The 17,436-nt window shown below is 67.4% G+C and carries 14 protein-coding genes; 7 read left to right on the top strand and 7 right to left on the bottom strand.

Going from position 1 to position 17,436, the window contains the following annotated elements; genetic code table 11:
* The first annotated feature begins 152 nt into the window (after positions 1-152).
* The 3 genes from AAIO73_RS04545 (at position 153) to AAIO73_RS04535 (ending at position 3,409) form a co-directional block, all read left to right on the top strand.
* Complete coding sequence (locus AAIO73_RS04545) at positions 153-491, top strand: P-II family nitrogen regulator (RefSeq protein ID WP_055759592.1); 339 nt, start codon at positions 153-155, stop codon at positions 489-491.
* An 89-nt stretch (positions 492-580) separates the two neighbouring features.
* Positions 581-1,993, top strand: a complete 1,413-nt coding sequence (gene glnA, locus AAIO73_RS04540) for a type I glutamate--ammonia ligase (RefSeq protein WP_242116070.1) — start codon at positions 581-583, stop codon at positions 1,991-1,993.
* A gap of 462 nt (positions 1,994-2,455) precedes the next feature.
* The gene (locus AAIO73_RS04535) at positions 2,456-3,409 is read left to right on the top strand and encodes a metallophosphoesterase (protein WP_345876574.1); all 954 of its coding nucleotides are present in this window, start codon (positions 2,456-2,458) and stop codon (positions 3,407-3,409) included.
* 495 nt (positions 3,410-3,904) lie between these two features.
* On the opposite strand, the gene AAIO73_RS04530 is transcribed toward AAIO73_RS04535, so the two are convergent.
* From AAIO73_RS04530 to AAIO73_RS04520, 3 genes are read right to left on the bottom strand one after another with little or no spacing between them, the layout of a single operon-like run.
* Positions 3,905-8,071, bottom strand: coding sequence for a translocation/assembly module TamB domain-containing protein (locus tag AAIO73_RS04530; protein WP_345876573.1), 4,167 nt, complete (start codon positions 8,069-8,071; stop codon positions 3,905-3,907).
* Positions 8,068-9,987 (bottom strand): autotransporter assembly complex protein TamA, encoded by a 1,920-nt coding sequence (locus AAIO73_RS04525; protein WP_345876572.1) that lies wholly within the window; start codon positions 9,985-9,987, stop codon positions 8,068-8,070. The genes AAIO73_RS04530 and AAIO73_RS04525 overlap by 4 nt, the downstream gene beginning before the upstream one ends.
* Positions 9,988-10,032: 45 nt before the next feature.
* Complete coding sequence (locus tag AAIO73_RS04520) at positions 10,033-10,257, bottom strand: hypothetical protein (protein WP_345876571.1); 225 nt, start codon at positions 10,255-10,257, stop codon at positions 10,033-10,035.
* A gap of 168 nt (positions 10,258-10,425) precedes the next feature.
* On the opposite strand from AAIO73_RS04520, the gene AAIO73_RS04515 reads away from it, so the two are divergent.
* Entirely contained in the window at positions 10,426-10,596 is a 171-nt protein-coding gene (locus AAIO73_RS04515; RefSeq protein ID WP_242116065.1) for a hypothetical protein, read from the top strand.
* A 168-nt stretch (positions 10,597-10,764) separates the two neighbouring features.
* Here the strand turns inward: AAIO73_RS04515 and AAIO73_RS04510 are convergent, their stop codons facing one another.
* Positions 10,765-11,379 (bottom strand): S24 family peptidase, encoded by a 615-nt coding sequence (locus AAIO73_RS04510; protein WP_345876570.1) that lies wholly within the window; start codon positions 11,377-11,379, stop codon positions 10,765-10,767.
* 98 nt (positions 11,380-11,477) lie between these two features.
* Here AAIO73_RS04510 and AAIO73_RS04505 point away from each other — a divergent pair, with 98 nt between their 5' ends.
* Both AAIO73_RS04505 and AAIO73_RS04500 read left to right on the top strand, forming a co-directional pair.
* Complete coding sequence (locus AAIO73_RS04505; protein ID WP_056454395.1) at positions 11,478-11,663, top strand: hypothetical protein; 186 nt, start codon at positions 11,478-11,480, stop codon at positions 11,661-11,663.
* Positions 11,660-11,959 carry a hypothetical protein gene (locus AAIO73_RS04500; RefSeq protein ID WP_345876569.1) on the top strand — a complete coding sequence of 100 codons (300 nt, stop codon included), beginning with the start codon at positions 11,660-11,662 and terminating at the stop codon, positions 11,957-11,959. Before AAIO73_RS04505 ends, AAIO73_RS04500 begins: the two co-directional genes overlap by 4 nt.
* 387 nt (positions 11,960-12,346) lie before the next feature.
* On the opposite strand, the gene AAIO73_RS04495 is transcribed toward AAIO73_RS04500, so the two are convergent.
* From AAIO73_RS04495 to AAIO73_RS04485, 3 genes are read right to left on the bottom strand one after another with little or no spacing between them, the layout of a single operon-like run.
* Positions 12,347-13,327 carry a hypothetical protein gene (locus tag AAIO73_RS04495; protein ID WP_345876568.1) on the bottom strand — a complete coding sequence of 327 codons (981 nt, stop codon included), beginning with the start codon at positions 13,325-13,327 and terminating at the stop codon, positions 12,347-12,349.
* Positions 13,324-14,565, bottom strand: coding sequence for a TIGR04063 family PEP-CTERM/XrtA system glycosyltransferase (locus AAIO73_RS04490; protein WP_345876567.1), 1,242 nt, complete (start codon positions 14,563-14,565; stop codon positions 13,324-13,326). Before AAIO73_RS04490 ends, AAIO73_RS04495 begins: the two co-directional genes overlap by 4 nt.
* A gap of 51 nt (positions 14,566-14,616) precedes the next feature.
* Positions 14,617-15,993 carry a helix-turn-helix domain-containing protein gene (locus AAIO73_RS04485; RefSeq protein ID WP_345876566.1) on the bottom strand — a complete coding sequence of 459 codons (1,377 nt, stop codon included), beginning with the start codon at positions 15,991-15,993 and terminating at the stop codon, positions 14,617-14,619.
* A 147-nt stretch (positions 15,994-16,140) separates the two neighbouring features.
* Between AAIO73_RS04485 and aceA the strand changes: the two genes are divergently transcribed.
* Positions 16,141-17,421 (top strand): isocitrate lyase, encoded by a 1,281-nt coding sequence (aceA, locus tag AAIO73_RS04480; protein ID WP_345876565.1) that lies wholly within the window; start codon positions 16,141-16,143, stop codon positions 17,419-17,421.
* Positions 17,422-17,436 lie beyond the last annotated feature (15 nt).

Genomic DNA, 17,436 nt, shown 5'->3' with positions numbered 1-17,436 from the left:
AACCGGCACCCTGCCCCTTCTGCAGGCAATATCGACACCCCCGACCAAATCCCCGATGATCGTATCCGAGGCGAATCGCCGGTTGGCACAATCTTTGTTTAACGGGACGTAAACGGCCAGACCGGCCGTGTCCGAGGGGATCGGCAAGGCGCATGAAGAAGATCGAGGCCATCATCAAGCCGTTCAAGCTGGATGAGGTGAAGGAAGCGCTGCACGAAGTCGGCGTTAGCGGCATCACCGTGACCGAGGCCAAGGGGTTCGGCCGGCAAAAGGGCCATACCGAACTGTATCGCGGTGCCGAATATGTCGTCGATTTCCTGCCCAAGGTGAAGCTGGAAGTCGTGGTCGAGGACGGCCTTGCGGAGCGCGTCGTCGAGGCGATCGCGGCGGCCGCACAGACCGGCCGGATCGGCGACGGAAAGATTTTCGTCATTCCGGTCGAGACCGCCTTGCGCATCCGCACGGGTGAGCGCAACGACGACGCGATCTGACGCAGCGCAGCAAAGTTTCGAATCGAGGGGCGTTCCGGCACGATACGTTGCGTCGGAATGCGGGGTTTAATCAGAAAGGGCAGTTTTCGATGGCTACTTCCGCCAGCACCATCCTGAAGCGCGTGAAGGACGAGGAGATCGAATGGATCGACCTCCGCTTCACCGATCCGAAGGGCAAGTGGCAGCATTTGACCATGGTCGCATCGATCCTGGGTGAAGACGAGCTCACCGACGGCCTGATGTTCGACGGTTCGTCGATCGAGGGTTGGAAGGCGATCAACGAGTCCGACATGGTGCTCAAGCCCGATCTGGACGCGGTCTATACCGATCCGTTCTCGGCCACCCCGATGCTGGTCATCTTCTGCGACGTGGTTGAGCCGTCGACCGGCGAACTTTATGCGCGCGACCCGCGTTCGACCGCGAAGCGCGCCGAGGCGTATCTGAAGACCACCGGCATCGGCGACACCGTCTATGTCGGGCCGGAAGCCGAATTCTTCATGTTCGACGACGTCCGGTTCGAAAACAGCTATTCGACCAGCTACTACAAGATCGACGACATCGAACTGCCGGGCAATTCGGGTCGCGAATATGAAGCCGGCAACATGGGCCACCGCCCGCGCGCCAAGGGCGGCTATTTCCCGGTCGCGCCGGTCGACAGCGCCGTCGACATCCGCGGCGAGATGGTCAGCACCATGCTCGAAATGGGTCTGCCCTGCGACAAGCATCACCACGAAGTCGCCGCCGCGCAGCATGAACTGGGCCTGACCTTCGGCACGCTGACCACGACCGCCGATCGCATGCAGATCTACAAGTATGTCGTGCATCAGGTCGCCCATGCCTATGGCAAGACCGCGACGTTCATGCCGAAGCCGATCAAGGAAGATAACGGCTCGGGCATGCACACCCACTTCTCGATCTGGAACGGTGGTTCGCCGCTGTTCGCTGGCGACGGCTATGCCGGCCTGTCCGACATGTGCCTGTATTTCATCGGCGGCATCATCAAGCATGCCAAGTCGGTGAACGCCTTCACCAACCCGACCACCAACAGCTACAAGCGCCTGGTGCCGGGCTATGAAGCGCCGGTGCTGCTCGCCTATTCGGCGCGCAACCGGTCGGCGTCGTGCCGCATTCCGTATGGCACGGGTCCGAAGTCGAAGCGCGTCGAAGTCCGCTTCCCCGACGCGATGGCCAACCCCTATCTCGCCTATGCGGCGCTGATGATGGCCGGCCTCGACGGCATCCAGAACAAGATCCATCCGGGCGAGGCGATGGACAAGAACCTGTACGACCTGCCGCCGGCAGAACTCGCACAGGTTCCGACCGTGTGTGGTAGCTTGCGCGAAGCACTCGACAGCCTCGAAGCCGATTACGACTATCTGCTGAAGGGCGACGTCTTCTCGAAGGACCAGATCGAAGCCTATATCGAGATCAAGCGCGGCGAAGTGGCTCGCTGGGAAATGACCCCGAGCCCGGTCGAATATGACATGTACTACAGCGCGTAAGGCGCGGCGACGACCGCGCCGGTGCCCAGCGGGCGCATCCGCGCTGTCGGCCGGCCTCGCCGACCGGCGAGGACCGACGACGTGGCTTCGCTACGTCGCGCTTGGGTTGAGAAGAGGCGTCGGGAGCGATCCCGGCGCCTTCTTCTTTGCCGGCGACGATGGCCTTACCGGAACTGACGGATGGCGCGATGAAGGTTCGGCAGCAACCGCCGACGGATCACCCTCGCCCATCCGCGGCTGCGCCGCTCGCTCCCTCTCCCGCCGGGAAAGGGAGAAGACGCCGAAGGCTGAGAGCGACTTCGTCCGATCGAAAGCGACCTGCGGGCGCAGAGGGGATCCAGCCGTACGATCGGTCAACTGCCGGCGACAGCTTCACCGACCGCAGCCAGCCGGTCTGCCACAGAAACGTCACATCCCCGTGTCTTATCGCTTCCCACCAACCCGCTAGCAGGACCAGCCCGCATGACCATCCTTCTCGACCGCCGGACATTGTTGAGCGGGTTCGCCATGGGGGCTGCCGGGCTGACCGTCCCGCCGGCCGCCGCGGCACGCGAGAAGCAACCGAGAGGGTGCACCTTCGCGGTGCTCGGCGACTGGGGGCGCGATACGCCCGAACAGCATCACGTCGCAGCCGCGATGGGTCGTGCGGCGGCGGCGGCGCGCAGCGACTTCGTGCTGGCGATCGGCGACAATTTCTACAGCGACGGGGTGGCGTCGGTCGATGACCCGTTGTGGCAGTCGGTGTTCGAGGGGGTCTATACCCATCCGGCGTTGCAGGTGCCGTGGTATGCGCTGCTCGGCAATCACGACTATCGCGGCAATCCGCAGGCGCAGATCGACTATGCGGTGCGCAGCAAGCGGTGGCGGATGCCGGCGCGCTATTATCAGGTCGCCGATGCAGCATTGGTGCGCGCGGATGCGGACCTGTTCGCGATCGACACCTCGCCCTTCGTCGAACGCTATCGCAGCAACGACGGCATGATCGGCGGCAACACGCGGTCGCAGGATACGAAGGCGCAACTTGCATGGCTCGACCATGCGCTGTCGCAGTCGCGGGCGAAGTGGAAGCTGGTCACCGGCCATCATCCGATCCGGTCGGGCGGCAGCGGCCATGGCGACCAGCCGGAGATCATCGCGCAGGTGCTGCCGATCCTGAACCGGCATGGCGTGCAGGCCTATATCGCCGGGCACGACCATGATTTGCAGCATATCCGCCGCGACGGGATCGACATGATCCAGTGCGGCGGGGGCATGGAGGCACGGCCGGTATCGCCGGTCGAGGGCACCCGCTTCTGCCGCGCGGCGGCGGGGTTCGGCATGGTGCAGGTGGCCGGCGACCTGCTGTCGTTGGACCTGCGCGATGAGGCGGGCAAGAGCCTGTATAGTGCCGCGGTGCCGGTGCGCGCGGTGGCTTGAGCGGGTCAAAGTTCACGAAGTTCACGCTCGTGCGCGTTTTGCGCCGTGAGTGGCTTTGCTGCGTACGCAACTACTCCCCCGTTTGCTTCGAGCAGCTTCGAGCGAAGTCGAGAAGCGTCCGTCGAGAAGGCGTTGGTGGGCTGGACGTGTCAAAGAGCGCGGGCATTCTGCGCGGCTGATCGGATGTAGGAAAGCTGCGTTCCGCTCCAGGAGGCCAGTTCTCGACGAGGGTCGCGCCGGATTGTCCCCCGGACAATCTTGAACCTGCGGGGCATGGTTCACCCGACCCTCTTCTCGACAAGCTCAAAGCTGCTCGAACCGAACGGTAGGGGCGGGCGATTCGCGTCCTTCCCAACCGTTCGTGCTGAGTAGGGGCTGAGCGAAGTCGAAGACCCGTATCGAAGTACTTGGTCACAAGCGGTCCTTCGATACGCCATTTCGACAAGCGCAATGGCTACTCACGACGAACGGGCGGGGTGTCAGACCATCGCTTCGTCAGTAATCCCGCGAGATGCGGACGTTGGTGCTCTGGCGTCCGAGCGTCGAGATCGACGCCAGCAGCGATAGCCAGCGTGTCACCTGAAACTCGATGCGGGTGGCGGAATAGCCCTGCCCGTCGGTTACGATCTCGGCATAGAAGCGCCGCGTCAGATACTTGCCGGCCGCGACCGATGTCCCTTGGCCCGTCTGCGGATCGGCGGGGAGAATGCGCAGGCGGTCGAGGCCGGCGGCGCGGCGGACGGCGTTGATCGGGTTGAGGCCGCCCTCGCCATTCTGGAGCGCGGCGACGGCGGCGGCGAGCTGCAACGCTTCGGGCGCAGACAGGTTGGTGATCGACGTGCCGAACAATAGCCGCGACAGGAGTTCGTCCTCGGGCAAGGCGGGCACGCTCTGGAAACTGATTTCGGGGCGGGTCGCGGTGCCGGCGACGCGGATCGTCGCGTTCAGCCCCTGCGTATCGGCGGCTGCGACGATGTCGAGTGCGGGATCGGCGGGGCTTTCACCGTTGAAGCGCAATGCTCCGCGATCGACGCGGAATTCACGGCCGGCAAATTCGTAATCGCCGCGCACCAGATCGGCGCGGCCGTTAATGATCGGGTTGGTCGGCTCGCCGGTGATGGCAAGGTCGGCGGACCATTCGCTGGTCAGGCCAAGGCCGGTGACGATCAGCCCGCCGGGGGCGCGGGCCTTCAGGTCGAGCTTCCACGGCACGACGGCGGCGGCGCTCTCGTCGTCGCCATCGGGGCGGTTGATCTCGCGGATATTGAGGCGCGGCAGCGGCGCGGTGGCGGTGGCGCGGCCGAGGCGATAGCGGCTGCCGTCCATCCGCACCTGTCCGGAGATGGTGCCGCCCGCGCCGTCGCTGCGGATCGCGATCGGGCCGGTGACCGTCGCGCCGATCGAATCGGTGTTGATCAGCCGTGCGCGATCGGCGTTGAGCGACAGGTCGATGCCGAAACCGCGCACCGACGCGAATTCGAACGCGCCGGTGCCGGTCACCCGCCCCTGTCGCCCGTCACTGGCCGCAAAGCGATCGATCACCAGCCGAGATCCGTCGAAGCGGCCCTGCGCCTCGACGCCGGTCAGCACGGTGCCGGTGATCGCGCTTTCGATACGCGCGCCGCTGGAGCGGACGACGCCGCGGATGCGCGGGTCGGCGAGGCGCCCGGACACGTCGGCACCGACCGCGACCGGGCCGGACAGGTCGAACAATTCGATGCCAGTCAACCGCCACAGCGTATCGGCGGGGCCGCCATAGCGAAGCTGCGCGATCAGCGGCGCGTTGGCGATGCGGGTGGCAAGGTCGCCCTGCCCCAGCGGCGACAGCCGGGCCTGGGCGCGGCCGATCGTCCTGCCGCCGCTGGCCATGACTGCGCGCACGCCGGCGCGGTTGGCGTCGAGCACGGCGGCGATGCCGACGTCGATCGGGGTCGAGGACAGAACCAGCCCCGACCGGCTGAGGCCGCGCACGGTCATGTCGACCCGGCCGCTGGGCGTATTGCCGGTCAGCGCATAGGCGATCTTGCCGGATGCGGTGCCGCCCAGGCCCAGCCCCGGATAGCCGATGTCGAGCACCGCCAGCGGCATGCGCGCGACGTCGAGGGTCAGTTCGCTGGCGGTCGTGCCGAACGCGCCGCCGACCGTGGCGGTGCCGCCTGCGAAGCTGAAGCGGGTCGGGGCAAGGCGCCAGCCCTCCCCCTCCCAGCGCAGAACCGCCGGAGTTTCGAGCTTGAACGGGCGGCGGTCGAGCGTGCCTTCGGCGGTGATGGTGTAGCTGTCGGTGGCGACCTGCGTCACGCTCTGGATCGAGAAGGCGCGGCCGCGCGATCCGGCGATGGCGGCACGGACCTCGCCGACGCCGTCGACCAGCTTCGCACTGCCGGCGAGGCGCGCGATCGACAATTGGCCACGGCGAAAGCCCTGTGCGGTGACGGTCGCGTCGAGGGTCGTGCCGCCCTCCGCCAGCACGATTCCTGCCTCCAGCCGCCCGCGCCGGACCATGCCGGCGGCGCCCAGCCGGGCGCGGGTCGCGTCGAGCGCGATATCGATGCGCTGGTCGCTTCCCTGCGGCCGGAAGGCGATGGTGCCGGTGATGCCGCCGCCATCGACGTTCAACTGCCCGAGGAAGCCGTTCTCGACGATATCGATGGCGCCATTGGCGCGAGCGCCGCTGACCTCCAGTTCGTCGACGGCGATGCGCGCGGTACCGCCGCTCGGCAACAGGATGCGGCCATTGGCGGTGAACGGCCCCAGCCGAGATCCACCGACGGCGCGATAAGCGAAGCCCTCGGGCGTCGGGTCGAGATGAGCGATTACGTCGGCCAGACCCAGTGTGGCGTTGGGCGATGCGAACCGCAGGTCGAGCGTCGGTTTCGAAATGTTGCCGTCGAGGACCAGCTGGACGGGACCATAGGTCGCCTGTCGCCCGCTGCCTTCGAAATGGAAGGTGCCGTCGCGGCGGCGATAGCCATTGCCGCTGAGGGTCAGGCCCGGCGAGGTCAGGCGCAGGCCGCGCAAATAGAGGATGCCGTCGTTGCCGCGCTCCAGCCCGGTCTCGATCCGCGGCAGCCCTTGAGTCAGCGAACGGAAGAAGCCGTTGTCGAGCCGGCGGACCTGCGCCAGTCCGCGCCCGACGATGCGGGTGCCGCCGCCGGGGATCGGCACGGCGGTCAGGCGGGTTTGCACATCGACCAGACCGAGGCCGGGGATGAAATAGCGTTGCAGCGCGCCGCTGATCCCGACCTCATAGCGGCCGGTGGTCAGGTCGAGCGTCAGCATGATGCGCCCGTTGAGCTTGTCCGAACGGACGATCAGGTCGTTGCCGACCAGCGTGCGGGTGCCGACCGCGAGCTTGCCGGTGACCGACAGGTTGCGCAGGATGCCGCCGGCAACGTCGCCGACCCCGGTAACCCGCGCCGCCGCCAGTCGGACGGGGACGATCACCGGTGCCTTCGAAAAGCGCCCCTGCCCTGCCGCCACGACTTGCTCAAAGCCGGTCTGGTCGAAGGCGAGCCGGGCGGCGCGCAGGCGATAGTCGAAGCGCGCGGTCGCGAATTCGCCGTCGAGGATCGCGCGCAGTTCGATATCGCGGCCGGTCATGTTGGGGAACAGCGCGGCCGGGCGCAGCAGGCGAGCACGCAGGCGCAGGTCGCGGAAGGCACTGGTGCCGAGATCGACGATACCGTCGGCTTCCAGCGCCAGCGCCGGACTGCGTAGCGCGAGCACGCCGTCGATCTGCCGATTGGCGAAGGTCGCGCTGCCAGTGACACGGACCTGCGGCGCGGTCAGGCGTTGCAGCTTGCCCTGTAACAGCGTCGAGGGCGCGAGCGTGCCGCCGAGCGTATAGCGGCCGGCGCGGACACCCAACGTCAGATCGAGCAGACGGGCGCGGCCGGCATCGACTACGGCGCGCCCGTCCCATGCCGACCAGCGACCATCGCCCGATATCTCTACCGACAGGGGCCGGCGAATGCCGCTGGCGGTGGCGAGCAGGCCGTCGGCGACGCTACGTGCGCGCAGATCGACATCGAACCGGTCGCGATCGGGTTCGGCATCGAGGCGCAGGCGAAGCCGGTCGCTAGTGGCAATGTCCAGCGCAAGGTCGACCAGTGCGCGGCCCGAGCGGATATCGGCCTGTCCGGCGAGGCGGCCGACCCGGGCGGTGCCGGTCACCGCCTTGGCCAGTTCGAGCCGCTCGACAGTGAGCCGGCCGATACGGATGTCGAAGCCGGGCAGGATCGGGCTCTTGCGCCCGGTCGGGTTGGGCTGCGGGAGCTTGGCGAGGATGGCGCGGGGGATGGTCAGGCTGGTGATCGCCAGCCGGTTCGACCAGAATTCCCATGGCCGCCAGTCGAGATCGGCGACCGGCGCGCGCAGCACCAGCCCCTTGGGATCGTAAATGCGGACGTCGATCAGCCGCGCCTTGCGATAGATCGAACCATCGATCCGGCCGATGCGATAGCGCATGCCGTTGGCGGGTTTGAGCGTCGCGATCTTGTTGGCGATCAGCCGGTGGCCGGGGCCGGTGTCGATGACGACCAGTAGCCCGGCAATGGCGATGACGATCGCCGCCACCAGCTGGGCGAGACGGCGGCCCCAGCCGATCCGACGCCGGGGCGCAGAGGCGGGCGCAGGCGCGGTGTCGGCGGGTGCCTCGGTCAAAAGGCCTGCCCCAGCGAGACATAGACCGCGACGCGCGGGTCGCCGCGCTGCGGATTGATCGGGGTGCCGACATCGACGCGGATCGGGCCGAAATTACTGTAATAGCGCACGCCGATGCCGGTGCCGAAGCGCATGCCGGTGAAGCGCGGCAGCGTCGAGGTATAGATGTTGCCCGCGTCGAGGAACGGCACGACCCCGAAATTGCCGAAGGCGCGGACGCGCGCCTCCAGCGAGAATTCGGCGAGGCTGCGGCCGCCGATCGGATCATTGTTGGGATCGCGCGGGCCGATATCCTGGAAGCCATAGCCACGCACCGATGCGCCGCCGCCGGCATAGAAACGCCGCGAGGGTGCGACCGCATCGCGCGGCGCACCGAGGATCGAGCCGATGCGGGTGCGGCCGGCCAGCACGACGCGGCCGGTGACCGGGCGATAGACGCTGGCGTCGATCTGGGCACGAGTATAGCCGAACACCTGCCCCTGCAGCGACAATTCGGGGCTGATCCGTCCGCCGAGGCGAAAGCCCTTGGTCGGGTTGAGCAGGTCGTCGGAGCCGTCGTAATTCAGGCTGCTGGGTAGCGCGCCGATGAAATAGGTGCGGCGGCGCGGTTCGCCGGTGGCGACGATCACGTCGCGTTCGTCGGTCGCGACCAGTTCGCCGCCCAGCGACCAGGTCCAGGTCTTCTGAAAGAAGATATTGGTCTGCCGCTCCAGCCCGGCCGAGAGCGAGACGGTGTTCGCTTCGAAGGCGTTGCGGACCAGATGGGTCGCGGCGACCTGCGCGGTCAGCACCCGGTCGCGACCATGGAAATTGTTGCGGCGGAACGTCACCGCCGCGACCTGTTCGAGCGTGCCGAGCACGCCGCGCAGCGTCAGCGCCCCTTCGGGCGGGAACAGGTTGCGATGGGTCCAGCTCGCCTCGACCCGCGCGCCTTCGCCGGTGCCATAGCCGATTTCGCCGGCGATGGTGCGCGGCGGGGCGGGTTCCATGGCGAGGTTCAGGTCGACCGTGCCGGGCGTCGCGCCCTCGACCGGGGTCAGGCGGACCTGCGACACGAGGCTGGTCTGGACGATGGCGCGGCGCAGATCGTCGACCAGCGTCGAATCATAGGTCTCGCCGGGTTTGAAGCGAGCGATGTCCTGCGCATGGTCGCCGTCGAAGATGCGGTTGGGCGCCGTGACGATCCGGCCGAAGCGGCGCTCGCCGCCCGGCGCGACCGCGATGTCGAGCGTCGCGGTGCGGGTGGCGTGGTCGACGGTGATCTCCGGCTCGCCGACCTTGGCGAAGGGAAAGCCTTCGCGGCCGATCGTCTGGGTCAGCCGGTCCTGCGCGGCGACGACGCTGTCGCCCTGTACCGGGGTTTCGGGCTTGATCGGGAAGGCGTCGCGCAGTTCCGGCGCCTTGTCGCCCGCGGCGGCGATGCCAGGGGTGCGGACCTGCGCGAAGCGGTAGAGCTGGCCGAGTTCGACCTCGAGATAGACGATCAGCCTGTCGCCTTCGGGGCGGACGCTGGTCGAGATGCGCGCGTCGAAATAGCCTTCGTTGCGAAGCAGTTCGTCGAGGAGGCGGGCGTCCTCGCGCGCGCGGCGATCGATCTGCGCGGCGTTGGCGGGTTCGCCCTCATTGGCGCGCAGCGTCGAGAGTTCGTTGAACCGCTGTCGGAACAGGTCGGTATTGATGCCGTCGATGCCGGTGATGCGGTAATTATAGCGGAATTCGCCGCCGGCACGCTGCGGCCCTGCGGTCGCATCGGGATCGGCGGGCGCGGTCGACAGGTCGGGCCACGCGACACCGATATCGGGCAGGTCGGTCATCGGCGCATCGGGATCGAGCGGCGTTTCCTGTGCGAACGCCGCCGGGCCCGCGAAAGCGAGCCATCCGGCGCTCAACAGCACGGCAAGCCGGCAGCTCGACATGAGAAGCTCCTAGCGGAGCAGCACCACCCCCGCCAAGGGCCAAGCTTAGTGAATCGTGCCCCAAACGCCCGGACGTGCGAGCAGATTGACGAGGCGCGCGACCTGTCGCCAGCGGCAGAACTGAATGACATTGTCGTTGTCGCGGGCGTCGGCTGCCCGCGAGATGGCTTCGTCGGCGGCGCGCGTACCGAAATCGGAGATCAACTCATGCGCCGTCGCCAGGTCGGATGCGTCGGAAATATATGGCGGAAGGGCGATCGAATCGAGCATGGCGGCGCTTGTATCATGGTTCGTGCCGGAACCGTACCGACCGCATCTACTGCGGGAGACGATGGTTACCGCCTGCACCGCAATCCCGTTTCGGGACGGCGGGGCGTGCCGGAGCGGTACGGACGGCACGCAGTGGCGCGGGCGCGGCGCGTGTGGCAAAAGTCGGCGATGAACAGACCTTCGCAAAGCCCCAAGGCCGGCGGGATGCCGATCGCGCTCGGCACGCTGGGCGGTGCCATCATCGGCGCGGTGTTCGGTGAGGCGACGATCGGGTTTCTGGTCGGGCTGGCGCTGGGTATCGGAATTGCCGTGATAATCTGGCAGCGCGACCGCCGCTGAAAGTTGGCGAAGTTGACACTACGTCGACGTCATTGGGCAAATTTATTGCTTACACGTCAGTGATGTAGATGCGTTTTTCAGCTTGAAAGTTGACACTTGACGCCCTTCGCCTGCGGACGGCTGGAGGAAACACGGCGACCCTCGCAAATATCGGCTGGGTAGGAAACGCTATAGCGAGCGCGACAGCCAGACGACGCGGCCGATGATGTCAGGCCGGCCGGTCACCGCGATCGGCGGATAGGCCGGATTGTCGCTGAGCAGTTCGACGCCGTCGCGGGTGCGGGCAAGACGCTTGACCAGCAGCACGCCGTCATAACGCACGACATGGATCGCGCCCGACACGCCGCGCCGGTCGCCGCGATCGACGAGAATCGCGTCGCCATCGGACAGTGTCGGCTGCATCGAATCGCCTGCGACGGTAATCATCGACGCATCTTGGGCACGGACCCGCAATTGGCGAAGCAACGCCGTATCGATGCGCAGCGCGCCGTCGCCCAGATCATCCTCGACCAGCCCGCCCGGCCCGGCGGAGGCGGCGGCATCGATGCGGGGGATCGCGATCAGCGGATTTTCCGGCGGGCCACCCAGCAGCGATTCGGGGACGCCCAGATAGCGGGCGAGCGTCGCACGATCGGCCTCCGCCAGTTTCCGCGGAGAACCGCGTTCGATAAATTGCTGAAGATACGCGGGGTTACGCCCCAGCACGCGGGACAGCTCCGCAAGGCTGACGCCCCGTTCCCCGGCAAGGCGCGCGATCGCGGCGCGGATGTCGTTCGATTCCATAGGTAATTCCTAGCCGTAGGATTTTTCCTAGACAAGTTGGATTTCAAGGAACAGATCATGAACACGGATTGAGTCGAGAGGGTAGACGGGAGGTATGGATGCATACGATTTTGCAACGGATCAGCCAGCATTTGCAGGCTACGGGCACGCCGGAAACGCTGTTCGGACGGCGCGCGGCGGGCGATCCGCGATTGGTCGGCGACCTGCGCAACGGGCGGCAGCCACGCCCCCCGCTGATCGCCAAGATCGAAGCCTATATCGACGCGCAGGAGCGTCGGCATTGAGCCGGGGTCCCGATGCGGCGACGCTGCTCGAACGGCGGTTGCGGATCGCGGCCGAGGCGGCGGGGGTCGCGGTCACGGTCGGCGAGGCGGACTGGACGCGCTGGGCCAGTGCGACCTTCGTCGGGGCGCGGCATCGGTTGACGCTGAGTGGATCGGGCGTGGCATTCGATGCATGGGTCGCGGGGCTGGCCGAGGCGAACCTGCCGCTACGCGGGCATCTGGTCGCGGATGTCGCGCTGGTGGCGCGGACGGGGGATGCGGTGATGGTGGAGGTGCTGACGGTCGAGGAGCGGTGAAGGTCAGGTACAGAGCGGCCCCCTCGTCCCGATAAGGGGAGCGGGTTGTGCGGACTTTGTGTTTGCTGCCAGCAAACGCCTCGAGTTGAATGACATGAAACTGACCCGTTCGTCCTGAGTAGCCATTGAGCTTGTCGAAATGGCGTATCGAAGGACCGTCTGTGGCGCGTGCTTCGATACGGGTCTTCGACAAGCTCAGCCCTACTCAGCACGAACGGTTCTGCCTGTTGTCATCACGCTATAGTCGGAGCTGGGTGAGGGGTGGAGCGCTCGCTTTAGCGAGCGCGCGAGCCCGTGGCTCGCTCGACCCCTCTCCCAAGCTGCGCTAGCCAGCAGGCTGGCAAGCTTCGCTAACCCTCTCCCCTCTCCGGGGAGAGGGGAGAAGGGTCATTCGCCGCCAGCCATGCGGCGGAGGGCGCCCAGCGCGGAGGCGAGGCCGGTGGATTGCGCCTTGGCGGCTTCCTGCCGTTCGATTTCGGCGGTCCGGCGACGTTGCAGCCCTTCGTCGAGGCGGTCGAGCAGCGCGTCGAGGCTGGGCAAGGGGGCCGGTTCGATCGCCGGTTCGGCGGGCGCGATATCGGGATGGGCCGCTGGTGCTTCCGCGACCGGCGGTGCGGCGGCGGGCGGCGGAGTGACATCCACCAATTCGGGTTCTGCGGGCACGTCGGCCACGAACGGTGAAACCTCGTCCGGATCGGACGTAGTGGCAGTTTCCAGCACGACCGGCGGCTCCGGCACGAACAGCGGCTCGGCCTCTTCCCGCGTCGACGCTTCGGCGAGCGGCGGTTCGACGGGCGTCGGCGGCACGGGCGCCTCCTGTTCGGGGGGCGCAAAGAAGGCGTCGGGTGCGACGGTCGGTTCGTCGACAGGCGCGGGCGTCGGGCGGAAGAGCGGCCGCACCGCCTGCGCCGGGGCGGCGGGAACCGGGGGCACGGCGGCCGGGTCGAAGATCGCCATCGGCACGTTCAGGTCGCGCGGCAGATCCATTTCGGTCTCGACCGGATCGAGCGGGTCGAGGAACGGCTTGCCCAGATCGCGCGCGGCGCGGACCGGCGGGCGCGGCGGCGCGTCGGGATGGGCATCGGCACGGCGAACGCTGGGTTCGGCACCGGCGGCGCGGCGGCGGCGCTTGGCGGGCAGCAACAGCCATAGCCCGATCCACAGTGGCCCGGCGATGAGCGTCGCGGCCGCGAGCATCAGCATGATGCGCGCGGTCATGCCCAGCGGCGGCGCGGCGGCGGGGAGCAGCGCCGGTAGCCCGCTGGCTTCTACCGCAGCCTCGATCCGCCAAACCGGCAGCAGCGCGATGACGAGCGCCACCGTCAGCGCGGTAAAGATCGCGACGATCGGGACCTGCGAGCGCTTCATGCGTCGACCAACGGCCGGGCGGGCGCAGTGGTTGCAGGGGCGTTACGACCGATCAGCCGCTGGTAAAGCGGTTGATAGCGCGCGACGTTCGCCGCCCAGTTACGCTCCGATTCGACGAAGGCACGCGCACGATCGCGCATCGCTTCCCACCCCGACCGGTCGGCGAGTAAGGCGGCGACCCGGCTGGCGAGCGCGGCAGGATCGTCGGGGGCGAAGAGCGTGCCGGTGTCGCCGTCGCGGATCAACTCGCGATGGCCGCCAACATCGGACGCGGCGACCAGCCGGCGCTGCGCCATCGCCTCGAGCGGTTTGAGCGGGGTGACAAGATCGGTCAGGCGCATCGCCTTACGGGGATATACGAGTAGATCGACGAGTCCATAGTAGCGTTCGACTTCGTTGTGCGGCACGCGACCGATGAAGCGGATCGCATGGGCGGCGCTGGACGCTTCGGCCTGGGCGCGCAACGCCGATTCCATCGGGCCGCCGCCGACCAGCAGCAGGCGGACATTGGACCGCGCGGCGACCAAAGCGGGCATCGCGGCGATCAGCGTGTCGAGCCCTTCGTAGTCATAGAAGCTGCCGAGATAACCGAGCACGTCCCTGCCCGTCAGACCGAGTTCGGCGGCAAGAGTAGCGTCGGGCGCGGGCGAATCGCCGAACAGGGTCAGGTCGACGCCGTTGGGCGACACCATGATCTTGTCCGGATCGATGCCACGCGCGATCAGGTCGCGGCGCAATCCTTCGCAGATGACGGCGACGCCATCGGCGCGCCCCACCGCCCAGCTTTCGAGCGCCCGAGTCGCGCGGTAGCGGAGCGAGCCTTCGGTGCCGGTGCCGTTGCCGACGGCGGCGTCTTCCCAAAAGGCGCGGATCTCATAGACCAACGGCAAGGCACGCTTGCGGGCGACCTTCAGTGCGGCGAGCGCATCGAGGACCGGCGAATGGGCGTGAAGGATGTCGGGGCGGAATTCGTTGACGACTTCGTCGATGCGCGCGGCGAAGGCGCGGATTTCGGCGAGTTCGCCCAAGGGTGCCGGCAGGCTGCGCGGCGGCACGGTGCGGTGGAAGTCGATACCGTCGATCGTCTCGCCTGCGACGTCGCTCGTCCCCTGCCGCCCGCTGGTGACGGCAGCCACGCTCCAGCCGCGCGCCATCTGCGCGGTCAGGATCGCCCGGGTGCGGAACGTGTATCCACTGTGCAGCGGCAGACCATGATCGAGGATATGGAGGACTCGCATGGCCTGTTCCTGCCAGAACTTGGTTAACGGAGATGTAAAGCCACGATAATCCTAATCCCCGGCAAAGGCGAAGGGGGTCAGGCCGCCGTCGCGATCGTCGAGGCGCATGGCGCGGCCGGCGGGCGGGGCGGAGCGTTGTGGACAGTCGCCGCGGGTGCAGGCGCGGCACCCTGCCCCGACCGGCACGCCACGCGCGGTAAGGTCGAGGCCTCGCGCGGCGGCGAGGCCGGCGGCCTGTTCGGCGGCGATGCCGAGCATGACGACGAAGCGCGCACGGACTTCGCCGGCCAGCGCGCCGGGCGGGGTAACGGTGCGGGCGATGGTCAGCCAGCGGCCACCGGCTTCGGGTTCGACGAGTTGCACGATCGCCTCCCCGCTACGTGCGAAGGCGTCGAACGCGCCGAGCAGCGGACAGGGCGCGCCCTCGACCAGAGGCGACTGGCTGGCGCCTGCGAAGCGCTTCGAAATCTGGCCCGCGCGGTCGATGCGCAGCAGGCAGAAGGACAGGCCCCGCGCGCCGACGCGATGGAGCGTGGTCAGGCGGTGGGCGACATGTTCGAACCCCGCGCCGAAGCGACGGCCGAGTAGCGCGATGTCATAGCCGGTCGCTTCGCACGCGCGGAGGAAGCGGGCATAGGGCATCATGACGGCGGCGGCGAAATAGCCGTGGAGGTGGCGGCGCAGCCAGAGTTCGGCGGTGCGATCGGTCAGGGCCGCGCCGCGCACCAACGCGTCGACTTCGGCGCGTGCCTCGGCATGACCCAGTGCGCGGGCGAGCGCGAAGCTGCGCGAGGCGGGGTCGAGGCGTTCGGAGAGTTGGAGTTGCCGGGCGTGCAGGTCGGTGCGGTGAAGGCGGTCGGGCATCGCCTCCACCGGCAGCAGCCGGACCGAGAGATGGTGGCGGACGCGCAGGCGATCGGCCATCGCCGCCGCCGGGTCACCGCCGCTCTGCCGAAGGTCATCGGCGAGTGCTTCGGCCTGTGCGTCGAGGTCGGGGAAATGGTTGCGCCAGCGTTCGATCGCGGCGCGGGCGTCGATGGCGGGATCGGCGGCGATCGTCTCCCCCGCCCCGCTGCCCAATCGGTCGAAGGCGCGAGCAAAGGCTTCGGCGCCGCCCGGCGCGCTTGCCAGCCACTCGGCAATGTCCGCGCGGTCGAGCGCGAGGTCGGCGAACATCGGGTCGGCAAGGCGGCGGCGCAGCGCATCGGCGCCCCCTGCCGGTTCGCTGGCGGCCAGCGTGCGGGCGTCGAAGCCGAAGCGTTCGGCGAGCGCCACCAACAGGGTCGCGGTCAGTGGGCGCTGATTGCGTTCGATAAGATTCAGATAGCTGGGCGATACGCCGAGCAGCTCGGCCATCGCCGCTTGCGTAAGCGCCTGCCCACGACGCAGGCGGCGGACGGCGTGACCGGCGAAGAGCTTGGTTTCCATGAGCCACCCCTTGTCACGAATTTACATGCTGACAACAGGAACACGGGCGGACGCGACAGTCCAACCGGAATTTCGGCACGTAACGGCTGACGCTGCTGCGTCGACACCGGCATAGCGGTGTCAACGACAACCGATACTGTGAAGGACATGACAATGGACATCGCCGAAATGGTCCCTGCCCCGCCCGGCCGCTTCGACGGGATCACCCGCCCCTACACCGCCGCCGACGTCGCGAAGCTGCGCGGATCGGTCGCGGTCGAACATACGCTGGCACGGCGCGGGGCGAACCGGCTTTGGGAGTTGCTGCACAGCGAGGATTATGTCCATGCGCTGGGCGCGCTGTCGGGCAATCAGGCGATGCAGATGGTGCGCGCTGGGCTGAAGGCGATCTATCTGTCGGGCTGGCAGGTCGCGGCCGACGCCAACACCGCCGGACAGATGTATCCCGACCAGTCGCTCTATCCGTCGAACGCCGGGCCGGAACTGGCCAAGCGGATCAACGCGACGCTCGGCCGCGCCGACCAGATCGAGCATATGGAGGGTGGTGCTACCCGCGACTGGTATGCGCCGATCGTCGCCGATGCCGAGGCCGGGTTCGGCGGGCCGCTCAACTGTTTCGAGATCATGAAGGCCTATATCGCCGCCGGCGTCGCGGGCGTGCATTATGAGGACCAGCTGGCATCGGAAAAAAAGTGCGGGCACCTTGGCGGCAAGGTTCTCATTCCGACCCAGGCGCATATCCGCAACCTCGACGCGGCGCGGCTGGCGGCGGATGTGGCGGGGGTGCCGACGATCATCTGCGCCCGGACCGATGCCGAGAGCGCGCGGCTGATCACTTCGGATATCGACGCGCGCGACCATCCGTTCCTGACCGGCGAGCGGACGCCCGAAGGTTTTTTCCGGCTGAAGGAGGGAACCGGGGTCGATCATTGCATCGCGCGCGGCCTCGCCTTTGCCGAACATGCCGATCTGTTGTGGTGGGAGACGAGCAAGCCGAACCTCGACGATGCGCGGCGTTTCGCCGAGGCGATCAAGGCAAAGTATCCGAACAAGCTGCTCGCCTATAACTGTTCGCCGTCGTTCAACTGGGAGAAGAATCTCGACAAGGACGATATCGCCCGCTTCCAGCGTGAGATCGGGGCGATGGGGTACAAGTTCCAGTTCGTGACCTTGGCCGGGTTCCACCAGCTGAATTACGGCATGTTCGAACTGGCGCGCGGATATCGCGACCGGGGCATGGCGGCCTATAGCGAGTTGCAACAGGCAGAATTCGCCGCCGAGGACAATGGCTATACCGCGACCCGCCATCAGCGCGAGGTAGGCACCGGCTATTTCGACCTTGTCGCGACGACGCTGGCCGGGGGCAGCAGTTCGACCACCGCCCTGAAAGAATCCACCGAAACGGCCCAGTTCGACAAGGCCGCCTGAACCAGAACGAGAGGA

The organism is Sphingomonas epibiotica (assembly GCF_039615155.1).
Lineage (GTDB): Bacteria > Pseudomonadota > Alphaproteobacteria > Sphingomonadales > Sphingomonadaceae > Sphingomonas.
The sequence above is the reverse complement of the archived record's forward strand: the minus strand, read 5'-3'. Positions and strand labels throughout refer to the sequence as shown.